This is a genomic window from Streptomyces sp. JLBG701, assembly GCF_058544905.1.
In genome coordinates this window covers 3321022-3339499 of the sequence record NZ_CM178588.1, presented here as the reverse complement: position 1 = coordinate 3339499, position 18478 = coordinate 3321022, and the positions used below count along the sequence as shown (strand labels likewise).

19 protein-coding genes and 1 pseudogene are annotated in these 18478 nt (G+C 68.5%); 10 read left to right on the top strand and 10 right to left on the bottom strand.

Going from position 1 to position 18478, the window contains the following annotated elements; all coding sequences use genetic code 11:
• Positions 1–147: 147 nt before the first annotated feature.
• Positions 148–1284 carry a D-alanyl-D-alanine carboxypeptidase family protein gene (locus AC5DRG_RS15270; RefSeq protein ID WP_491811040.1) on the top strand — a complete coding sequence of 379 codons (1137 nt, stop codon included), beginning with the start codon at positions 148–150 and terminating at the stop codon, positions 1282–1284.
• A gap of 245 nt (positions 1285–1529) precedes the next feature.
• On the opposite strand, the gene AC5DRG_RS15265 is transcribed toward AC5DRG_RS15270, so the two are convergent.
• The 4 genes from AC5DRG_RS15265 to AC5DRG_RS15250 all read right to left on the bottom strand — a co-directional run bounded on the left by AC5DRG_RS15265 (position 1530) and on the right by AC5DRG_RS15250 (position 3631).
• Positions 1530–2309: an SDR family oxidoreductase gene (locus AC5DRG_RS15265; protein ID WP_491811039.1), complete on the bottom strand. Its 780-nt coding sequence runs from the start codon at positions 2307–2309 to the stop codon at positions 1530–1532.
• 49 nt (positions 2310–2358) lie between these two features.
• Positions 2359–2907 carry a GNAT family N-acetyltransferase gene (locus AC5DRG_RS15260; protein WP_491811038.1) on the bottom strand — a complete coding sequence of 183 codons (549 nt, stop codon included), beginning with the start codon at positions 2905–2907 and terminating at the stop codon, positions 2359–2361.
• A gap of 287 nt (positions 2908–3194) precedes the next feature.
• The gene (locus tag AC5DRG_RS15255) at positions 3195–3440 is read right to left on the bottom strand and encodes a hypothetical protein (RefSeq protein ID WP_491811037.1); all 246 of its coding nucleotides are present in this window, start codon (positions 3438–3440) and stop codon (positions 3195–3197) included.
• On the bottom strand, positions 3395–3631 hold the full coding sequence (locus AC5DRG_RS15250) for a hypothetical protein (RefSeq protein ID WP_491811036.1): 237 nt from the start codon (positions 3629–3631) through the stop codon (positions 3395–3397). The genes AC5DRG_RS15255 and AC5DRG_RS15250 overlap by 46 nt, the downstream gene beginning before the upstream one ends.
• 154 nt (positions 3632–3785) lie before the next feature.
• Here AC5DRG_RS15250 and AC5DRG_RS15245 point away from each other — a divergent pair, with 154 nt between their 5' ends.
• Positions 3786–4955, top strand: coding sequence for a helix-turn-helix domain-containing protein (locus tag AC5DRG_RS15245; RefSeq protein WP_491811035.1), 1170 nt, complete (start codon positions 3786–3788; stop codon positions 4953–4955).
• A 66-nt stretch (positions 4956–5021) separates the two neighbouring features.
• On the opposite strand, the gene AC5DRG_RS15240 is transcribed toward AC5DRG_RS15245, so the two are convergent.
• Positions 5022–5255, bottom strand: coding sequence for a hypothetical protein (locus tag AC5DRG_RS15240; protein ID WP_491811034.1), 234 nt, complete (start codon positions 5253–5255; stop codon positions 5022–5024).
• A 494-nt stretch (positions 5256–5749) separates the two neighbouring features.
• Between AC5DRG_RS15240 and AC5DRG_RS15235 the strand changes: the two genes are divergently transcribed.
• Positions 5750–6811, top strand: a complete 1062-nt coding sequence (locus tag AC5DRG_RS15235; RefSeq protein ID WP_491811033.1) for a DUF6777 domain-containing protein — start codon at positions 5750–5752, stop codon at positions 6809–6811.
• A 24-nt stretch (positions 6812–6835) separates the two neighbouring features.
• On the opposite strand, the gene AC5DRG_RS15230 is transcribed toward AC5DRG_RS15235, so the two are convergent.
• Positions 6836–7363 carry a GNAT family N-acetyltransferase gene (locus AC5DRG_RS15230; protein WP_491813045.1) on the bottom strand — a complete coding sequence of 176 codons (528 nt, stop codon included), beginning with the start codon at positions 7361–7363 and terminating at the stop codon, positions 6836–6838.
• 88 nt (positions 7364–7451) lie between these two features.
• On the opposite strand from AC5DRG_RS15230, the pseudogene AC5DRG_RS15225 reads away from it, so the two are divergent.
• The 3 genes and pseudogenes from AC5DRG_RS15225 to AC5DRG_RS15215 all read left to right on the top strand — a co-directional run.
• Positions 7452–7601, top strand: a pseudogene (locus AC5DRG_RS15225) (IS5/IS1182 family transposase); the annotation flags it as partial.
• Positions 7602–7761: 160 nt separating this feature from the next.
• Complete coding sequence (locus tag AC5DRG_RS15220; RefSeq protein WP_491811032.1) at positions 7762–9453, top strand: ISAzo13 family transposase; 1692 nt, start codon at positions 7762–7764, stop codon at positions 9451–9453.
• Positions 9454–9542: 89 nt separating this feature from the next.
• The gene (locus AC5DRG_RS15215) at positions 9543–10355 is read left to right on the top strand and encodes an IS5 family transposase (RefSeq protein WP_491813044.1); all 813 of its coding nucleotides are present in this window, start codon (positions 9543–9545) and stop codon (positions 10353–10355) included.
• Here the strand turns inward: AC5DRG_RS15215 and AC5DRG_RS15210 are convergent.
• Positions 10352–10732, bottom strand: coding sequence for a VOC family protein (locus AC5DRG_RS15210; protein ID WP_491811031.1), 381 nt, complete (start codon positions 10730–10732; stop codon positions 10352–10354). The genes AC5DRG_RS15215 and AC5DRG_RS15210 overlap by 4 nt on opposite strands.
• A 203-nt stretch (positions 10733–10935) precedes the next feature.
• Entirely contained in the window at positions 10936–11934 is a 999-nt protein-coding gene (locus tag AC5DRG_RS15205) for a Gfo/Idh/MocA family protein (protein WP_491811030.1), read from the bottom strand.
• Positions 11935–12022: 88 nt separating this feature from the next.
• Here AC5DRG_RS15205 and AC5DRG_RS15200 point away from each other — a divergent pair, with 88 nt between their 5' ends.
• From AC5DRG_RS15200 to AC5DRG_RS15185, 4 genes are all read left to right on the top strand, one after another.
• The gene (locus AC5DRG_RS15200) at positions 12023–13333 is read left to right on the top strand and encodes a multidrug effflux MFS transporter (RefSeq protein WP_491811029.1); all 1311 of its coding nucleotides are present in this window, start codon (positions 12023–12025) and stop codon (positions 13331–13333) included.
• Positions 13285–14472 carry a serine hydrolase domain-containing protein gene (locus tag AC5DRG_RS15195; protein ID WP_491811028.1) on the top strand — a complete coding sequence of 396 codons (1188 nt, stop codon included), beginning with the start codon at positions 13285–13287 and terminating at the stop codon, positions 14470–14472. The genes AC5DRG_RS15200 and AC5DRG_RS15195 overlap by 49 nt, the downstream gene beginning before the upstream one ends.
• A 253-nt stretch (positions 14473–14725) precedes the next feature.
• Positions 14726–15724, top strand: a complete 999-nt coding sequence (locus tag AC5DRG_RS15190; RefSeq protein WP_491811027.1) for a small ribosomal subunit Rsm22 family protein — start codon at positions 14726–14728, stop codon at positions 15722–15724.
• Positions 15725–15868: 144 nt separating this feature from the next.
• On the top strand, positions 15869–16606 hold the full coding sequence (locus AC5DRG_RS15185) for a bifunctional DNA primase/polymerase (RefSeq protein WP_491811026.1): 738 nt from the start codon (positions 15869–15871) through the stop codon (positions 16604–16606).
• 30 nt (positions 16607–16636) lie between these two features.
• Here AC5DRG_RS15185 and AC5DRG_RS15180 read toward each other — a convergent pair whose 3' ends face one another.
• Both AC5DRG_RS15180 and efeU read right to left on the bottom strand, forming a co-directional pair.
• Positions 16637–17644, bottom strand: a complete 1008-nt coding sequence (locus AC5DRG_RS15180) for an SCO2278 family lipoprotein (RefSeq protein WP_491811025.1) — start codon at positions 17642–17644, stop codon at positions 16637–16639.
• A complete protein-coding gene (efeU, locus tag AC5DRG_RS15175; RefSeq protein WP_491811024.1) occupies positions 17595–18476 on the bottom strand; it encodes an iron uptake transporter permease EfeU in 882 nt (293 codons plus the stop codon). Before efeU ends, AC5DRG_RS15180 begins: the two co-directional genes overlap by 50 nt.
• Between the last annotated feature and the right edge of the window lie 2 nt (positions 18477–18478).

The window sequence follows — 18478 nt, the reverse complement described above, 5'->3', positions numbered from 1 at the left end:
CCTGTTGAGTGGGTGGGTGGTGAAGAGACAGCGGGCCCTTCCGGTGCGCGCCTACCGACGGGACGGCGGGCCGGTTCACAGGGAGGGCCCGCACCTTTCCACGGCCCCCGTCGCCGCTCCCACAGACTGACTTTGTACGGTCCCCGGATGCACGACTCCATTCCGCGCACCCGGCGTGCCGCCCTGGGCCTGACCGCCGCATGCCTGCCCCTCATTGCGGCGACCCCCGCCTCTGCCGCCTCCGCCGCCACCGTGATCGGCGGTGAGCGACTGGCCCGGGACGGCATCCAGGTGCTTGGCGCGACCGGGCTCCCCAAGAAGATCACCGCCCGCGCCTGGCTCGTCGCCGACCACGAGAGCGGCGAGGTGCTCGCCTCGTATCGCGCGCACCAGCGCCTCGCACCCGCGTCCACACTGAAGATGCTCTTCGCCGACACGGTGCTGGAGAAGTTCGAGCGGACCGAGCGCTACAAGGTGACCGACGCCGACCTGGTCGGAATACCCTCGGGCTCCAGCCTCGTCGGCATCAAGCCCGGAATCACCTACACCGTCGAGCAGTTGTGGCAGGGCGTGTTCCTGCGCTCGGGCAACGACGCCGTGCATGTGCTCGCCCGCATGAACGGCGGGCTCCCCGAGACGGTCACCGAGATGCAGGCCAGGGCGGAGGACCTCCAGGCCCTGGACACTCACGTGGTCAGCCCCGACGGCTTCGACCACAAGGGTCAGCTGTCGTCGGCGTACGACCTCACGCTCTTCGCCCGGCACGGCCTGCGGGACGCCGACTTCCGCTCCTACTGCGCCACGAAGACCGCGAACTTCCCGGCCGGCGGCAAGAAGACCTTCCAGATCCAGAACACCGACCGCCTGCTCACCGGCGCCTGGGGCCTGGACACGTACAAGGGCCTGATCGGCGTGAAGAACGGCTACACCAGCGACGCCGGCAACACCTTCACCGGCGCGGCCACGCGCGACGGCCGGACCCTCCTCGTCACCGTGCTGCATCCCGCCAGCGGCAACAACGCCGTCTACGAGGAGACGGCCGCGCTGCTCGACTGGGGCTTCGCGAAGGCGAGTTCGGCGCAGGCGGTCGGCACGCTGGTCGAGCCGCTGAGCGAGGGCGGCGGGGCGAGTGCGAGTCCGACGCCCACGCAGAAGGCCGTACAGGCGGCCGCCGGTGCGCCGGGCGCGGCCGCGGACACGTCCTGGGGGCTGCTCGGCGGGGCCGGGGGAGTGGCGGCACTGCTGGCGGGCGGGGCGTACGCGCTGCGACGACGCCGGAGTTGACGTATACGGCAGCCGTCCCACGGCCCGGTGCGTACCTCGCGGTCCCACGCGAGGTCCACCCCCACCCGTGCCGTGGAACGACTGCCCCTTCCCCCCTCGGTGTGGTCAGCGGAAGTTCAGTGCTCCAAGTGTGAAGCTTTCGTGGAGAGAGAAATTGAGCATAGGTCAGCAACCGGCCCGAACGCTACGGAGGAATCAATTCCGGTTGTGCAAATTGAGTAGTTGACGAGGGGCGGCCCGACCCCTCAGCCGCGCCCCACATAGGGTATAGTCGTAGCCATTACGGTCGTGAACTGCACGTTCGCTTCAAGCGGCAGCTCAGCCATGTGCCGCACGGTCGTCGCCACATCCGCGACATCCATCACGGGCTCCACCGCCACCTCCCCGTTGGCCTGCAGCGCTCCCGTTTGCATCCGCGCGGTCATCTCGGTCGCCGCGTTCCCGATGTCGATCTGCCCCACCGCGATCCGGTACGGCCGCCCGTCCAGCGACAGCGACTTGGTCAGCCCGGTCAGCGCGTGCTTGGTGGCGGTGTAGGCGACGGAGTGCGGCCGAGGCGTATGGGCGGAGATGGACCCGTTGTTGATGATCCGCCCGCCCTGCGGATCCTGCTCCTTCATCTGCCGGTACGCCGCCTGCGCACACAGGAACGCCCCGTTGAGGTTGGTGTCCACCACGTGCCGCCACGCGTCATAGGGCAACTCCTCGACCGGCACCCCACCCGGCCCGAACGTCCCCGCGTTGTTGAACAGCAGGTCGAGCCGACCGAAGCGGTCGGTGGTCGCGGCGAAGAGTGCGGCCACATCATCCGGCCGCGACACATCCGTACGTACGACGATGGAGGCGCCCTCGGGCACCAGCGCCGCCGTCTCCTCCAGAGCCTCGGCGCGACGGCCGGCCAGCGCCACCGACCAGCCTGTGCGTAGGAGTTCTACGGCGACGGCGCGGCCGATACCGGAACCCGCGCCCGTCACGATCGCGATCTTCGACTGAGGGGCGGTGTGCGAGGCGTTCATGGCGTTCATGGGGCCGCAGCGTACGGGAGGGGGCCGGAACGGATGTTGTGTGCCGCTGTCAGTCTGCCGGGGTGTCGGAGTCCTTGATTGCCGCCATCAGCTCGGGCAGAGCCTCTGCCCTGCGGGCCATCAGGTAGGCGGTGCGGTCCCTGCGGCGGGGAGTGTGGACCAACCCCCAACCCTGCACGTCACGGTAGTAGGTCATGAGCCGTGCCGTGAAGGTCCCGCGGCGCACCCACTCGACGCCCTGATGGGCTGCCCGGTTCACAGCCCACCACGCCATCAGGCGACCGGGTCGGTCCCGTCGGTGGGCGGGGTGGGTGAACGACGTCGCCAGGAAGTAGGCGCTCTGGGCCAGTTCCTCGGTGGTCCAGCCCCATTCCGGAGTCGCGGTGAACACAGTGGTACAGCCGATGACCTGGCCGCCGTCGAAGAGAGCCCAGACGGGGAAGCTCGGGTCGGCGGCCTGAGAGGCGATGATGTTCACGTCTTCATCGGTCCGGGGCCAGTCGGGGACACCACGCTCCCGCATCCAGGCCATACGCGCTCGCACCATCGCGGCAATCGCTTCCTGATCCTCGGCGGCAACTGGACGCATCTCGTACACGGCGATCCTCCTGGCTTTCGTGGCTGGTGAGTTGCCCCGGCAAGTGGTTCGTCGGCGAGGGTGTCTGAAAGCGGAGATAGCGAGCCTTCGGCTGGCGAGCTCCTCCGGGAGCCGGATCTCCTCGCGGGTGAAGTACACCGTGCCCGCGTCCCTGGCGATGTCCGACCATGCGAGCGTGTCGTCCCCGGTCGGCCCTGTGGGTAGCCGTTTGGGTTGCGCAGGTACCTCGTAGCGCTGAACAGAATGAGGCCCCACCTCATCGAGTTGGGATGGGGCCTCGTTGCTGGTCAGGCGGGGTCTGGTTCTTCCAGGAGGAGTTCGTCCCCGGCGGGAAAGCGCGCCGTGCCGCCCTCCTCCCAGGTGACGACGACGGCTAACCCGCCCATCGGGCCCTGGGCGGTGGTCACCTCCTTGACGGTGCGCCACTCGCCCTCGTAGCCGATGACGTCGCCCGGGGTGACGAGGGCCGCGCGCTTGGTCGGGACGCCTAACGGTTCTCGACGGGCCGGATGGCGTCCAAAGGGACGTCCCATTCCATGCCACCCCCCTTGGGGCGGAGGTAAGCCGTACGGCTGAACAGCTTCCCCGTCTCCTTGATGCGTTCATCGATCACGCCGAGGAGTTCGCCGGTCCGCTGGTGCCTTGTGTCTTCGACGAGCGTTCCGGGCGGGTACGGCAGTTCGCCGTGGCTCAGCATCGTCGGTGGTTTCTCTGTCAGTGCCATGACCCCTCGTCCCACCTGGGCATATGTGTGTCACTCAAGAGAACTGCCGCCGTGCAAACCGAACTTGCACACCTCTTGCACAACACCAGGGCGCGTGAGTGGCCACGGTGAGACGATGGGACGTAACGGAAGTCGAGCAGGGAAGACGCACGGTATGAGCGCGACCACGGTTCCCGGACCCGGTACGAACGTTGCTGTCTGTCGCAAGGAACGCGGCCTCAGCCAGGTGGCGCTTGCCCGGCGGGCGGGTGTGTCGGTCTCGCTGCTCAGCAAGATCGAGGTGGGCGACCGCGCGCTGACGCAGGGCATCGCCGCATCCCTCGCCCAGGCCATGCGGATGACACTCGACGAGCTTCTCGGTACGGCCCCCGTCAACAAGGCCGACGAAACCAGCGTGACCGCCTTGAACTACGCCATCCGGCGGTTCGACATCCCTGACGCTCCACCGCCCCACCCCGAGGACCTGCCGCGCGAACTGGCCGAACTGAACGAGCACCGCTACCGGACCGAGCTGTCGGCGGTCCTGCAGAAGACCCCGGGCGTGCTCACCCGGATGACCAACTTCGCCCACGCCACCCAGTCGCCCGACGCCTGGACGCGCGTCGCCGACACATACTCGGCGGTCTACTGGCTCGCCGCCCGGCACAGGTGGATGCACCTCGCCGAGTTGGCCGTCCTGAAGCAGCGGTTGGCCGCCGAACGAGCAAACCCGATTGCCGCCACGGTGGCCGCCCGCGATGAGGCCGGCACGTTCCTCAACTCGGGTGACTTCGCGGGTGGACTGGCCATCGTCGACCGCGCGATCGTCGAGGCCGAGACGACCTTGCACGGTCGGGACCGCGCGTTCGGTTTGGGCATCCTGCACCTGCGGGGGCTGACGCTGGCCGGTCGTCTCAAGGACAAGGTCACCGCCCGGCAGCACATCGAGGCGGCGTGGTGGACGGCCGAGGGGTACGGCGTGGACGCCGACGAGCACGGTATCCACTTCGGGCCCGACCAGACGGCCACACACGTCATCTCGACTTACTCCGACATGGACCAACACCGCACCGCGCTGGATACCGCCGACGACCTGATCCGGGGCGGCACCTCGCTGCCGGCGACCCGCATTGGTCCCCTGCACATGAACCTCAGCCGGTCTCACCTCGCTCTGGGCGACCGTGATGCCGCCCTCGAATCGCTCGAAGAGGCGTGGGACGTCGCGCCGGAAATGGCCCGGGTCCACCCGACGTCCCAGGAGCTGATGCGCGTGCTGACCTCGCTCCACCGTCGGAGCAACCCACGTTTGACCCGGCTTGCCAAGCGCGCCGGTGTGCCCTTCTAAGTCACTCGCCGGGCGAACGTCGAAGGGGCACCCCACCCTGGGGTGCCCCTTTCGGTGTTGTGCCGTTTACTCAGCTTCAGCCACATGTACCACTGCGTAGACCACACTTGCAGCCGACATGAAAATTCGAAACTTACTCATGTCGACCACCGCCTTTCTTGAAATTACCATTTTCTCTTTGATGTTCTGGTTTACCTGGCGTGTTTTACGGTTTTCCCTGATGCGCTCGACCAGCTCGTACAGGTGCCAGAGTAGGAAGATGACCGCAAGTGTGACCGCTGCCGGAATCGAACCGTGCATTATGGCTATAGCTTAGCGAACGGACCAACTCTTCAAGTTTACCATAGGGTTGAAATTTGACATAGTGTCAGCTGTGGTCTTGGGATCCAACGTCGCCGTTTAGTTATAGATTCTTAAAGGTGCGGGTTGTGGGGTGCGGTGACGACTGGCGAGGGCCACGATATATCGAAGCTCTGAGGTATCCCGATGGTGGCAGGTTGAGGGCTGATGGGCGGGCTCGGCGTGGACAGGTCCGGCCGTTCCGAGTGGCGCGGGTGTCAGTGAATCGCTGGCGGCGGGCACTGCAGCAGTGACCAGTTGCTTCTCGTCGTTCCTGGTGAGGCCCAACAGCTCTGCGGAGCTGGAGCACCCATTCGGGCTACCCGCCTCGCCTCGGACCGTGAAAAGGATCAGGATACGGCTGAGGAAGGGACAGGAAGATGTGCTCGATCTCGTGGCTCACCTGGCGTCGTTCAGCACTGATCGGCGGACTATTAGTCGTTGTGGTAGTCGCCGTGACGGTGGCTCTCTACAATTCCCGATCAGACTCGGCAACCGAATATCACCTTGAACCAGTCGGGACGACATCGGTTCCGGCGTTCACTAAACCCGTCGGCAATGATCGGAAAAAGGTAAAGACGCCATCGAACGGAGGCCGCACCTTCGAGGGCAATACCCCCGGGCTCTACGCCGGGACCCCGAAGCAGCCGACTTGTGATCGCCAGGCCCTGATCAATAACCTGCAGGCTGACCCACAGAGAGCGGCCGCCTGGAGCCAGGTCCAGGGAATCCGGTCGGCTGACATTCCCTCCTATGTCAACCAACTGGGCAGTGTCATCCTGCGGTCAGACACTTATGCGACGAATTACGGCTACGGCGGTGAGGTGACGTCGAACGACGTCGTCCTCCAGGCCGGTACCGCAGCGTTCATCGACAAGCGCGGCGTTCCGGTCGTGAAGTGCGGCTGCGGCAACCCGGTGAAGGCGACGGCGCCGCCGAAGGGTGCGCGACTGACGTTCGTCGGACCTCAGTGGACCAGCTTTTCCCAGACTACGGTCACTGTCGTCAGGCAGGCCCCAACCGTGATCAACCAGATCATTATGGTGGAGATCAACAACGACGTGCTCTTCGAGCGTTACATCAGCCAGGTTAACATTGACATGGACGTTGATGTGATCATTTCACAAGATGACTATCCCTCTTATCTTGCGATGCCAGGCCAGCAAAACGCGCCGAACTTGCCTAACCCGCCAAGCGTGACCGGGGAGACGACCGCGCCGGGGTCCGGGACGACCGCGCCGGGGTCCGGGACGACCGCGCCGGGGTCCGGGACGACCGCGCCGGGGTCCGGGACGACCGCGCCGGGGTCCGGGACGACCGCGCCGGGGTCCGGGACGACCGCGCCGGGGTCCGGGACGACCGCGCCGGGGTCCGGGACGACCGCGCCGGGGTCCGGGACGACCGCGCCGGGGTCCGGGACGACCGCGCCGCCGCAGTCGTGCGTACCGCCGCCTGGAGGATTTGAGACGCTTCCTCCGGAATGCACAGGCACCCTGGGAGGTATTCCCCCTACCTAAGGGTTGTCCCGTAACTGCTGGTCGTCACTGGGGAGCAACGCGCAGGTCCCTGATGTACCAGTCGAACCGTGTGCAGTCCTTGCTGTGCGGCTGCTTGCCGGGGGTGAATCCTGCCCGCCGGGCGACTGCCGCGGATGCGGGATTCTCCGGCTCCACCTGGATCACCGCCTCCTCCCCGCCCTCACTGGCCGCGTACTGGGACGCCAAGTGGACCGCGCGGGTAGCCAGGCCACGCCCCCTCCATGACGGATAGAGGCCGTAGGCGACGTTTACTTGGCCGGGAGCCAAGCCCTCTCCTGCGAACCGCAAGTCGATCGTCCCCGCGAGCGCCTCGTCGGCGCCTACCCGAATGCCGAAAGCGCGGAGCGGCCCGGCCGTGTCCCACTGTTCCCAGCAGTGCCGGAAGTACGCTTCAACGCCCTCGCGCGTGCCGGGACCGCCGTTGAGCCAGCGAACCAGCAGTTCATCCTCCCCCGTGAGATGCGCCTCCACATCGTCCAGGCGCAGCGGCGACAGAGTGATGATCCCGTCGGACAGTTTCACTTCATCCATCCGCCGATTCTTGACGCCGAAGCTGCGTCGCACCATCAGATTCCGTGGGACGTCGCCCTGAGGCTCCACCGCAGAGGATGATCTTGGTGTGGCTGGTGTGATCACGGCGTCGGAGCCGTCTCGGATAGCCCCGTTCACCGGGCTGAGCCCGCGCTGTTTCAGGAAGCTGGTCACCGTGCTGCGGCGCGCGGGTGCGGCTGCGGTTCGCAAGGGCCGGCCGTGGAGCCTTCCGCTCAAGCGGTGCTTCGAGCCGACCCGGTCGACCGGCGACGGGCCCGTGTGCGGCCCCCTTAGAGCCTTGGCGTAGGAGGAGTCGACCACGCGGCGAGACCAATCGTGTGTTAGGGCGTGCAGATCTTTAACTCGTGGCTTTCCGTTCGGTGGTTCGTTGGTCTGACATGAGCGGGTTGGAAGAGCAACGGGCCATGCTGGCAGCCAAGTTGAGGGCGATTCTGCCGCACCTCGACGAGCGGCAGCGTCGCTTGGTGATAGGGGCGGAGGCCCAGTCTCTCGGCCACGGCGGGATCAGAGCGGTCGCCCGTGCCGCCGGTGTCCGTGAGGGCACTGTGTCTGCCGGAATACGCGAACTCGGCTCCGGTGAGGCCCCGTTGGGACGTATCCGTCGGCCCGGCGGTGGCCGCAAACGCGTCGCCGACCTGAACCCAGCTGTCCGGGAGGCTCTCCTCGCATTGGTCGAGCCCGACGTCCGCGGGGATCCCATGTCGCCGCTGCGCTGGACCACCAAATCCACCCGCAAGCTCGCCGAACAGCTGACCCGGCAGGGCCACCGGATCTGTGCGGACACGGTGGGCGACCTCCTGCGCGAGGAGGGCTTCAGTCTGCAGAGCAATGCCAAGACCCTCGAAGGCAAGCAGCACCCCGACCGGGACACACAGTTCCGCTACCTCAACGAACAGGCCTGCGACCACCAGGACTGCGAGGCACCGGTGATCAGTGTGGACACGAAGAAGAAGGAACTGGTCGGCCCGTTCAAGAACAACGGCCGTGAATGGGAGCCCAGAGGCGAGCCGGTGCGGGTCGACACCCACGACTTCCCCGATCGCAAGCTGGGCAGAGCGGTGCCCTACGGCATCTACGACGTCGCCGCGAACACCGGCTGGGTCAACGTGGGCACCGACCACGACACCGCCGCGTTCGCCGTCGAGTCGATCCGCCGCTGGTGGAACGGAGCCGGCCGGGCCACCTACCCGACGGCCGACCGACTGCTGATCACCGCCGATGCGGGCGGCTCCAACGGCTATCGCACCCGCACCTGGAAGACCGAACTCGCCCAGTTCGCCGCTGAGTCCGGCCTGACCATCACCGTCTGCCACCTGCCTCCCGGCACTTCAAAGTGGAACCGGATCGAGCACCGGCTGTTCTCCCACATCACCATGAACTGGCGAGGCAGGCCCCTGACCAGCCACGAAGTCATCATCGAGAGCATCGCGGCCACCACCACCAAGACCGGCCTGACGGTGCACGCCGAGCTCGACACCAACCCGTACCCCACCGGCATCCAGGTCAGCGACGACGAGATCGCCGCCCTGCCGATCACCCGGCACCGCTTCCACGGCGACTGGAACTACACCCTCCACCCACGGCATCCACTGGACGCGACGGCGATCAACAGCACGTCAGACCAGGCCCCGACGGACGGACCGGATCGCCTTACCCAGCAGTCGCTGCAGGACCCTGAACTGACCGGGATGACCCGCCAACAGCTCACCGACCTCATCGACGCTCTGACTCCCGCGCTGCAGGTTCAACACGAGCGAGTGCTCCACACCCGCCGTGGTCACGAGCGCATGGTCGCCCCTGGCGCGGGCGCCAAAGCCAAGCTGACCCCAGCCGACCGGATCCTGGCCACCGTGCTCCACCTGCGCAAACTCGCCACCATGGACCTCCTCGGCCAACTCTTCGGCGTCACCGCCATGACCATCAGCCGCGCGAAACAGGAGGTCAGCCCACTCCTGGAAGCACACGGCCACCACATCAACACCTCAACAGCCCGCCTCCGCACACCAGCCGACGTCACAACCTTCCTCGCTTCCGACCCGACCCAAACCAAGGTCAAAAAGACGAGTTAAAGATCTGCACGCCCTTAGAACGGCTAACACAATGAGGTGGATCGCCCCTGGTAGCCGTGCCTGACGGGCGAGTTGGGCGTTTCCTGACCGTGGGGACTTCACCGTGGACCGTGCCGGATGACTTGTGGGAGCGGATCGAGCCGCTGCTCCCGAAGAAGGAGCGGCGGTTCCGCTACCCCGGCCGCCTGCCCGTCCCGAACCGCCAGGTCCTGTGCGGGATCCTGTACGTACTGCACACAGACATCCAGTGGGAACATCTCCCCAAGGAGCTCGGCTTCGGCTCGGGCATGACCTGTTGGCGCCGGCTTCGGGACTGGAACGAGGCCGGAGTCTGGCAACGGCTGCACGAGGTCCTGCTGGCCGAGCTGAACGCGGCAGCACGGCTCGACTGGTCCCGCTGCGTGGTCGACTCCTCCCACGTCAGGGCCCTAAAAGGGGGGCTTCACACGGGCCCGTCGCCAGTCGACCGAGGCCGGGCCGGCTCCAAGCATCACCTGATCACTGACGGCCACGGCACCCCGCTCGCAGTAATTCTCACCGGCGGCAACCGCAACGATGTAACCCAGCTCATGCCGCTGCTGGATGCCATCCCGCCCATCCGTGGCCGTGTCGGCCACCCACGGCGCAAGCCGGACTCGCTGTTCGCCGACCGCGGCTACGACCACGACGTCTACCGTGACCAGGTCTGCGCCCGAGGCATCGTGCCAGCCATCGCCCGCCGAAACACCCGGCACGGCACCGGACTTGGCGTCTACCGGTGGGTGGTAGAGCGGAGCTTCGCCTGGCTGCACGGCTTCCGGCGACTGCGAGTCCGCTGGGAACGCCGGGCCGACATCCACGAAGCCTTCCTGAAACTGGCCTGCTGCCTCATCACCCACCGCCAACTTCGTTCACTCTGTTAGTTGCTGTCGTCATCCATATAGAGACAGAAGGGATGACCAGCAGGGTCGAGCATCACCCTGACGTTGTCCTGCGGCTGATACCCGGCCTCCCGCGCACCGAGTTCCAGCGCATGGGCTACGGCGGCCTGCAGATCGACGACTTCGAAGTCCAGGTGCATCGTGATCCGCTGGGCGTCCTCTTGAGCGGGCCAGACTGGAGGGACGTAGCCGTCCGAGAGCTGGAAGGCTATATAGCCCACACCCTCCGAGGGCGCGACAGCCGCCCCATCAGGCTCTTCCTTGGTGATCTCCCAGCCCAGCAGGTCCGAGTAGAAGTGGGCGAGCGCCCGCGGATCGGGCGCCTCAAGCACGACGCCCCACCAGTCGTGTCTCGACATGCGAGGAGTACCAGGCTCATGACTGGGTCGTCCACGCATGCCGCCAACTACCTCCGGATGCTCCGCCGCAGATCCTCTTCAAGGCTGACCTCTGGACCCTATCGACCGCCCGGGCAGGAGGACCAGGAGACCTCGCACAGAAGGCCGTGCATGCTCCCGGAGCTGATCGGCTTCATTGTGTAAGCCGTTCTTAGCCGTTGTGATCAGGCCTCCCCCGGATACCGCACCCCGATCCGCTCCCGCACCCCGTCCAGCGTCCGCATCACCGCGAGCGACCCGGCGAGCGGTACAAGAGGCGACTCGGTCTCGCCGGCGCGGAGGGCGCGCATGACCTCTCTGGCCTCGTGGCGGAAGCTGTTGCGGGGGCCGTCTGCCGGGTCGGCCGGGAACTCCTCGGGGTCGCGGCCGTCGCGGTGGAGGATGAAGCGGTCGGGGTGGAAGAAGCCGTCCGGGATGTCTATGCGGCCCAGCGAGCCGGTGACGGACGCGGAGACGGACGTACCGCCCACGAGGGAGCAGTGCACCGAAGCGAGAGCGCCGCTCTCCCAGGTGAGCAGTGCTCCCGTCTGGAGATCGACGCCCTCTTCGGAGAGCACCGCTCTCGCAGCGATGTCCGACGGCTCACCCAGCAGCAACTGCGCGAACGACACCGGATACACGCCCAGATCGAGAAGCGCGCCCCCGCCCTGCGCCGGGTCGCGGAGGCGGTGCGAGGGAGGGAAGGGGCCCGCCAGCCCGAAGTCGGCCTGCACGGTGCGCACTTCGCCGATCGCGCCGTCCTCGACGAGCGCCTTCAGTCGCCGGATCACCGGGTGGCAGTACATCCACATGGCCTCCATCAGGAAGCTCCCGCGCTCCGCCGCCAGCGCGACCAGTTCCTCCGCCTCGCGCGTGTTCAGCGTGAACGCCTTCTCGCACAGCACGTTCCGCCCGGCCTCCAGGCACAGACCGGCGGCCGCACGGTGTGCCGCGTGCGGGGTGGCGACGTACACGACATCGATGTCCTCGTCCTGGGCGAGGGAGGCCCAGTCGCCGTAGGCCCGCTCGATCCCGAACCGGTCCGCGAACGCCTTCGCCGAGGTCTCCGTCCGGGAGGCCACCGCCACCACCTCCGCGTCCGGCAGGTCGACCAGATCCGCCGTGAACGCGGCCGCGATCCCGCCCGTCGCGAGGATTCCCCACCGCACGCTCTCCGCCGTCATCCCGGACCTGCCCCTCGCTCCTGTGTCCCCGAACATCGTGTTCGAGCTGAGAGCATAGGTGCCGACCTACTCGGAGAGGGAGGGGCGCATGCCCGAGCGCGGGGCATCCACATCGGACGTGTCGAAGGCGGCCGAACCGACAACCAAGCCCGAGCCCGGACAACCGTCCGCCCGCTCGCTGAGCCGCACCAGCCTGCTCGTCACCCTGATCCTCGGCGGCCTCACGGCGACGCCTCCGCTCGCGATGGACATGTACCTCCCGGCGCTCCCGGAGGTCACCGACGCCCTGCACGCGCCTGCCGCCACCGTCCAGCTCACCCTCACCGCCTGCCTGGCCGGCATGGCGCTCGGACAGCTGGTGGTCGGCCCGATGAGCGACAGATGGGGCCGCAGGCGCCCGCTCCTCATCGGCCTGGTCGTCTACGTCGTAGCCACCGCCCTGTGTGCCGTGGCGCCGACCGTCGAGTTCCTGGTCGCCTTCCGGCTGCTCCAGGGGCTCGCGGGTGCGGCCGGGATCGTGATCGCCCGGGCCGTCGTACGCGACCTCCACGACGGTGTGGCCATGGCCCGCTTCTTCTCCACCCTGATGCTGATCGGCGGGGTCGCCCCGATCGTCGCGCCGCTCATCGGCGGGCAGGTCCTGCGGGTGACGGACTGGCGAGGCGTGTTCGTCGTACTGACAGCCGTCGGCGCGCTGCTGGCCGGTCTCGTCTGGGCCAGGCTCCCCGAGACCCTGCCGCCCGCCGAACGCCAGGCCGGCGGCGTCGGCGAGACCCTGCGCGCCATGCGCACCCTGCTCGCCGACCTCCCCTTCACCGGCTACATGCTCTCCGGCGGCTTCGCCTTCGCCGCGCTGTTCGCCTACATATCGGCGTCGCCGTTCGTGATCCAGGAGATCTACGGCGCCTCACCGCAGACGTTCAGTCTGCTGTTCGGCGTCAACTCGGTCGGCCTGGTCATCGTCGGCCAGATCAACGGGAAGGTGCTGGTCGGCCGGGTGAGCCTGGAGAAGGTACTGGGCGTGGGCCTGATCGTGGTGATCGCCGCGGCGGTCGCCCTCCTGCTGATGTCCACGGGGGTCTTCGGCGAGGTAGGGCTGTTCGCGGTGGCCGCCGCTCTCTTCGTCCTGATGTCCGCGATGGGAGTGACCCTCCCCAACACCCAGTCCCTCGCCCTGATGCGCACCAAGCACTCCGCCGGTTCCGCCTCCGCCCTGCTCGGCACGTCCTCCTTCCTGATCGGCGCGATCGCCTCCCCGCTCGTCGGCATCGCCGGTGAGGACACCGCCGTCCCGATGGCCGTCGTCCAACTGGCGGCAGCACTGGTGGCGCTGGCCTGCTTCGTGGGAATGTGCCGTCCCTGGAACAAACGTGCGGGTGCGGAGGGAGTCGAGAACTGAGCGCCCCGAGACTGCGCAGCGACACACCGGAACGGGCCGGCCTCGACCCCGCCGAACTACGCCTCCTCGTCGCCGAGGTCCGCGCCCTCACCACCGGCCGACGCCCCTGGGCGGCCGGCGTCGTCGTGGTCGCCGGGCGCGGCCCCGTGATCGCCGTGGAGGAGGCGGCGGGCTGGGCCGTCCGCTACGCGTCCTACGACCCGGAGGCCGACGCGGGCGTGGCGCTCCCGCCCGCCGAACGCGTCCCGATGACCGTCGACACCCCCTTCGACCTGGCCTCCCTCACCAAACTGTTCACGGCGGTCGCCGCGATGCAGCAGATCGAGCGGGGCACGCTGGGCGTCGACGCGCGCGTGGGGGCGTATCTCCCGGAGTTCCGGGCGGCTGCCGAGCACGGCATCACCGTGCGGCAGCTGCTCACCCACACCTCTGGCCTGCGGCCCGAACTTCCCCTGTACGACTGCGCGGACGGCGCGGAACGGCTGGCGATGCTGCGGGCGGAACTGCCGGTGGACGAGCCCGGGATGTACCGCTACTCGGACTTGAACCTCCTACTCCTCCAGCACGTCCTGGAACGCGTCAGTGGACGCCGCCTAGACGTCCTGATCCGCGACGGGATTACTCGCCCGCTGGGCATGACGTCGACGGGCTTCGGGCCGTGCCGGGGCGCGGCTGCCACGGAGGATCAGCGCCGGCCGTGGGCGAAGGCGGACCGGGGGATGCTGCGAGGTGAGGTCCACGACGAGAATGCGTGGGCGCTTGGCGGGGTTGCGGGCCACGCGGGCCTGTTCTCGACGGCCCGGGACCTGGCGATCTTCTGCCGAACGCTGCTGGCGGGTGGCTCCTACGGTCCCGCCCGCATCCTCGGGCCGGACATCGTGGAGCTGTTGCTGACCCCGCCGGGGCTCGGCTTCGCCCTCGACCAGTCGTGGTTCATGGGCGAGTTGGCGGGGAGGGGAGCGGCGGGGCATACGGGGTTCACTGGGACGTCGGTGGTGCTGGACCCGGCGACGGACACGTTCCTGGTGCTGCTGGCCAACACCGTGCACCCGAGGAGACGGGACCCGGACAGCAGGCCGAGGGCGAGGGCGGCGACGCATCTGGCGAGGGCGGCTTTCCCCAGCCCCTCAGGCATTTGAGCTCGCCCCCGCCGCCCCTACCCGTCCCATCCCTGGGGGCTGCGCCCCCAGACCCCCCTTTCGGCCCCGAAAGGGCCTCGTCCTCAAACGCCGGACGGGCTGAAAGATTCAAGCGCCGGCCGGCAAAATTCAGCCCCTCCGGCGTTTGAGGAGCGGGGTCTGGGGCGGAGCCCCAGGGATGGGACGGGTAGGGGCGGCGGGGGCGAAGAACACGCGAGGTCCGCACCCGCACCGCCGCACTTAGAATCGCCGGGTGAACGACCCCGTACCCCCGGCCGAAAGACTCCGTACCGCCCTGGCCACCCTGCTCGACGGGCTCCCGCCCAGGCAGGCCGCCGGTGCCGTGGAGCGGCTCATCGCCACCTACCGGGGCGCCACCCCGACCGCCGCCCCCATCCTCCGCGACCGCGCAGACGTGGCCGCCTACGCCGCATACCGCATGCCGGCGACCTTCGAGGCGGTACGGGCGGCCCTCGACGCCTTCGCGGACGCAGTCCCGGAGTGGACCCCGTCGAGCCACGTGGACATCGGCGGCGGCACCGGCGCCGCGACCTGGGCCGTCACGGCGACCTGGACCGGCACCCGCCCCGTCACCGTCCTCGACTGGGCCGACCCCGCACTCGCCCTCGGCAAGGAACTCGCCGCCACCAACCCGGCCCTCGGCGAAGCCACTTGGCAGCGCGCCCGAATCGGATCAGCGCTCAAAATCGAGAGCACCGATCTCGTCACCGTCTCCTACGTCCTCGGCGAGCTGACCGAGGCCGACCGCACCTCCGTCGTCGACGCCGCCGCGTCCGCCGCCCAGGCCGTAGTGATCATCGAACCCGGCACCCCCGACGGCTACGCCCGCGTCATCGCCGCCCGCGACCGCCTGATCGGCGCCGGATTCCGTATCGCCGCCCCCTGCCCGCACAGCGCCGCCTGCCCCATCGTCCCCGGCGAGGATTGGTGCCACTTCTCGGCCCGGGTCAGCCGCTCCTCCCTCCACCGCAAGGTCAAGGGCGGCTCCCTCGCCTACGAGGACGAGAAGTTCAGCTATGTAGCCGCCACCCGCTTCCCCGCGACGGCGGCCCCCTCCCGCGTGGTCCGGCGCCCGCAGATCCGCAAGGGCCAGGTCCTCCTGGACCTGTGCGAGGCCGACGAACAGCTGCGCCGCACGACGGTCAGCAAGCGCCACGGCGACCTGTACAAGGCGGCCCGCGACGCGGACTGGGGCGACTCGTGGCCGCCGGAACCACAACAGGAACCCTGACAAAGCGCCCCATGGATGCAGATATCTGCCCGGATGCACCTCGCCCCACCCACCCCGGTTGTGGCCCCCGGCACCCCGAAGCGCAGGATGGTGGGACCATGGGACATGCAGTCCGCACCACGGCGAGACGAGGCGAGGCGATAGATGAGCGCGACGTTCGGCGGCCGTAACGGCCGGCAGGGCAAAGTCTCCCAGTGGCTGCGAGGACGCCGCCCGAAGGAGGCCGCCGGCGACGGCGGCCGTGAGGCCCTGCTGCTCGCCGCCGCCGACGCGGGGCTGCCGCTGGCGCCCGCCGCGCACCCCGCCGCCGGCTACCGCTGCTCCTGCGACCGTGTGGGATGCCCCACACCCGCCCGGCACCCAGTCTCCTTCGCCTGGCAGACGCAGTCCACGACCGACCGCGCGCAGATCGAGCGCTGGGCCCGGTACCAGCCGCAGGCCAACTTCATCACCGCGACCGGCATGGTGCACGACGTCCTCGACCTGCCCCTGGAGGCCGGCCGCGAGGCGCTGGAGCGGCTGCTCGCCTCCGGTATCGAGGTCGGTCCCGTCGCCGAGAGCGACGACGGCCGGCTCCTCTTCTTCACCCTCACCCGCGGCACCCCCGAGGACGAGGACGAGTGGTGGCCGTGCGAGCTGGACTGCCACCCCGAGACGGCGGACGAGCACCCGGGCCTGCGCTGGCACTGTCGAGGCTCCTACGTCCTCGTCCCGCCCGCCCGGCTCCCCGGCGACGACGGCCGCTCCGTGCACTGGATACGCGGCCTCGAACACCCGCTGCCCGACCCGCTGAGCCTGCTGGAGATCCTCACGGACGCGTGCGCCCGTCACGCAGGCGAGGAGCCGGACCACGCGAGCGCGGCCTGGCCCCTCCGAGGCTGATCCCTCCCGAGTCGGTCCCCTCGGGGATCCCTACTCGCCCTTCGCGCCCGTCAGTCCCTCGATCCGGCCCAGCAGCGACACCTTCGCGTCCACCGAGCCCTTCTTCGGGTCCAGGGCGACCTGGTTGGAGACGTACTCCATGGTGAGCGACTGCTTGACCTCACCGGTCGTCAGGGCCTGCACGCTCGCGGTCTGTTCGGGGACCGACGCCCCCGCCGCGGCCGTCTGCTTCAGGTAGTGGTGCGTGGTGAAGAACACCAACGCCCCGCCGTCCGCCGTGCGCAGCGCCACCGGCGCGTAGTCGCCGCTGGTCAGCGGCTCGTCGATGTACTGCGTGGCGAGTCCGGGCTTGGTGGCCTCCGCCCGCTGCGCCCGCCACCCGCTGGTGTGCGCGCCGTCCGCGAAGTCGCCCTTGCCGCTGTTCAGGTAGGTCGTGTAGTCCTTGCTCAAGTCCTCGGGCGCGGCGGCCAGTTGGGTGGAGTCGACGGGTACGGCCTCGGCCCAGCCGTCCTTGTCCTTCTTGAACTCCGGTACGGCGTCCTCGGCGACCAGCGTCAGATACGCGACCTCCCACGGATCGCCCAGGGCGTCCCGGGTGAACACGAACAGCCAGCGGGCGGCGCCGCCCTTGTTGGCGGCGGTGTCGGCGAGGAACCAGCGTGGCCAGCCCGCCTTCTTGGGAATCGTGAACTCCGTGTCCGTCAGCTCCAGCGGCGTGTGCGCCGCGTTGCCGTCCGGGCTGGTCGTGTGGCCGGCCTTCAGCCGTGCCGCGTCGATGTCCCCCAGGGCGCCGGTGACGAAGTCGGCGTCCAGGGAACTGTCGTAGGCCTCATCGGCCTTGTTGTACGCGTTCGTGAACTCCTTGAGCGCGCTCGCGGCTTCGGCGCGGGTGGTGGCGGGGAGCACTTCGCGCTCGCCGTGCACCACCACGCATCCGCTCGCCGTCAGCGACAAAGCGGTCAGCGAGGCCGCTATCAGTGCGCTCCGGTCAATCCGTTGAAGACTGCGACGCCTTCGAAGGCTGCGATCCCTGCTCATCGGCTACCTTCACCTTCCCCTTCCCGGAGGCGAACCCTACCGGGGCGAAGAAGAGTGCGAGCGTCGGGATCAGGTACAGAGCCCACACCGTGACCTGGAGGACGGTCGGATCGGGCTGGAAGTTGAAGACGCCCTTGAGGAGGGTGCCGTACCAACTGTCCGGCGGGATCGTGGAACTGATGTCGAAGGCCTTGTCGTTGAGGCCCGGCAGCCAGTCGGCCTCCTGGAGGTCGTGGAAGCCGTACGCCAGCACGCCGGCGGCCACGACGACCAGCATGGCGCCGGTCCAGGTGAAGAACTTGGAGAGGTTGATCCTCAACGCCCCCCGGTAGAACAGCCAGCCCAGCAGGATCGCCGTGGCGATGCCGAGGGCGACGCCGATCAGCGGGCGCGGGGTGCCGTCGCTGGCCGCGTGGACCGACGCCCACACGAACAGGGCGGTCTCCAGGCCCTCCCGGCCCACCGCGAGGAACGCGGTCGCCACCAGCGCGCCCGTGCCCATGGCCAGGGCCGCGTCCAACTTGCCGTGCAGTTCGGCCTTGAGGTGGCGGGCGGTGCGCCGCATCCAGAAGACCATCCATGTCACCAGGACGACCGCGAGGATCGACAGGGAGCCGCCGAGCGCCTCCTGCGCCTCGAACGTCAGCTCCTGGGAGCCGAATTCGAGCGCGCAGCCGAAGCCGAGCGCGAGGGTGACGGCGACGCCGATGCCGATCCAGATCGGCTTCAGCGCGTCCCGGCGGTCCGTCTTCACCAGGTAGGCGATGAGGATGCAGACGACGAGGCTGGCCTCCAGGCCCTCGCGCAGACCGATCAGGTAGTTGGAGAACACAG

Excerpts from the sequence above, each read along its gene's own strand:
- AC5DRG_RS15220 (WP_491811032.1), top strand. The coding sequence starts at position 7,762 with ATGAGCGGGTTGGAAGAGCAACGGGCCATGCTGGCAGCCAAGTTGAGG.
- AC5DRG_RS15265 (WP_491811039.1), bottom strand. The coding sequence starts at position 2,309 with ATGAACGCCATGAACGCCTCGCACACCGCCCCTCAGTCGAAGATCGCG.
- AC5DRG_RS15250 (WP_491811036.1), bottom strand. The coding sequence starts at position 3,631 with ATGGCACTGACAGAGAAACCACCGACGATGCTGAGCCACGGCGAACTG.
- AC5DRG_RS15200 (WP_491811029.1), top strand. The coding sequence starts at position 12,023 with ATGCCCGAGCGCGGGGCATCCACATCGGACGTGTCGAAGGCGGCCGAA.
- AC5DRG_RS15230 (WP_491813045.1), bottom strand. The coding sequence starts at position 7,363 with ATGGATGAAGTGAAACTGTCCGACGGGATCATCACTCTGTCGCCGCTG.
- AC5DRG_RS15270 (WP_491811040.1), top strand. The coding sequence starts at position 148 with ATGCACGACTCCATTCCGCGCACCCGGCGTGCCGCCCTGGGCCTGACC.
- AC5DRG_RS15255 (WP_491811037.1), bottom strand. The coding sequence starts at position 3,440 with ATGGGACGTCCCTTTGGACGCCATCCGGCCCGTCGAGAACCGTTAGGC.
- AC5DRG_RS15240 (WP_491811034.1), bottom strand. The coding sequence starts at position 5,255 with ATGCACGGTTCGATTCCGGCAGCGGTCACACTTGCGGTCATCTTCCTA.
- AC5DRG_RS15245 (WP_491811035.1), top strand. The coding sequence starts at position 3,786 with ATGAGCGCGACCACGGTTCCCGGACCCGGTACGAACGTTGCTGTCTGT.
- AC5DRG_RS15205 (WP_491811030.1), bottom strand. The coding sequence starts at position 11,934 with ATGACGGCGGAGAGCGTGCGGTGGGGAATCCTCGCGACGGGCGGGATC.
- AC5DRG_RS15180 (WP_491811025.1), bottom strand. The coding sequence starts at position 17,644 with ATGAGCAGGGATCGCAGCCTTCGAAGGCGTCGCAGTCTTCAACGGATT.
- AC5DRG_RS15185 (WP_491811026.1), top strand. The coding sequence starts at position 15,869 with ATGAGCGCGACGTTCGGCGGCCGTAACGGCCGGCAGGGCAAAGTCTCC.
- AC5DRG_RS15210 (WP_491811031.1), bottom strand. The coding sequence starts at position 10,732 with ATGTCGAGACACGACTGGTGGGGCGTCGTGCTTGAGGCGCCCGATCCG.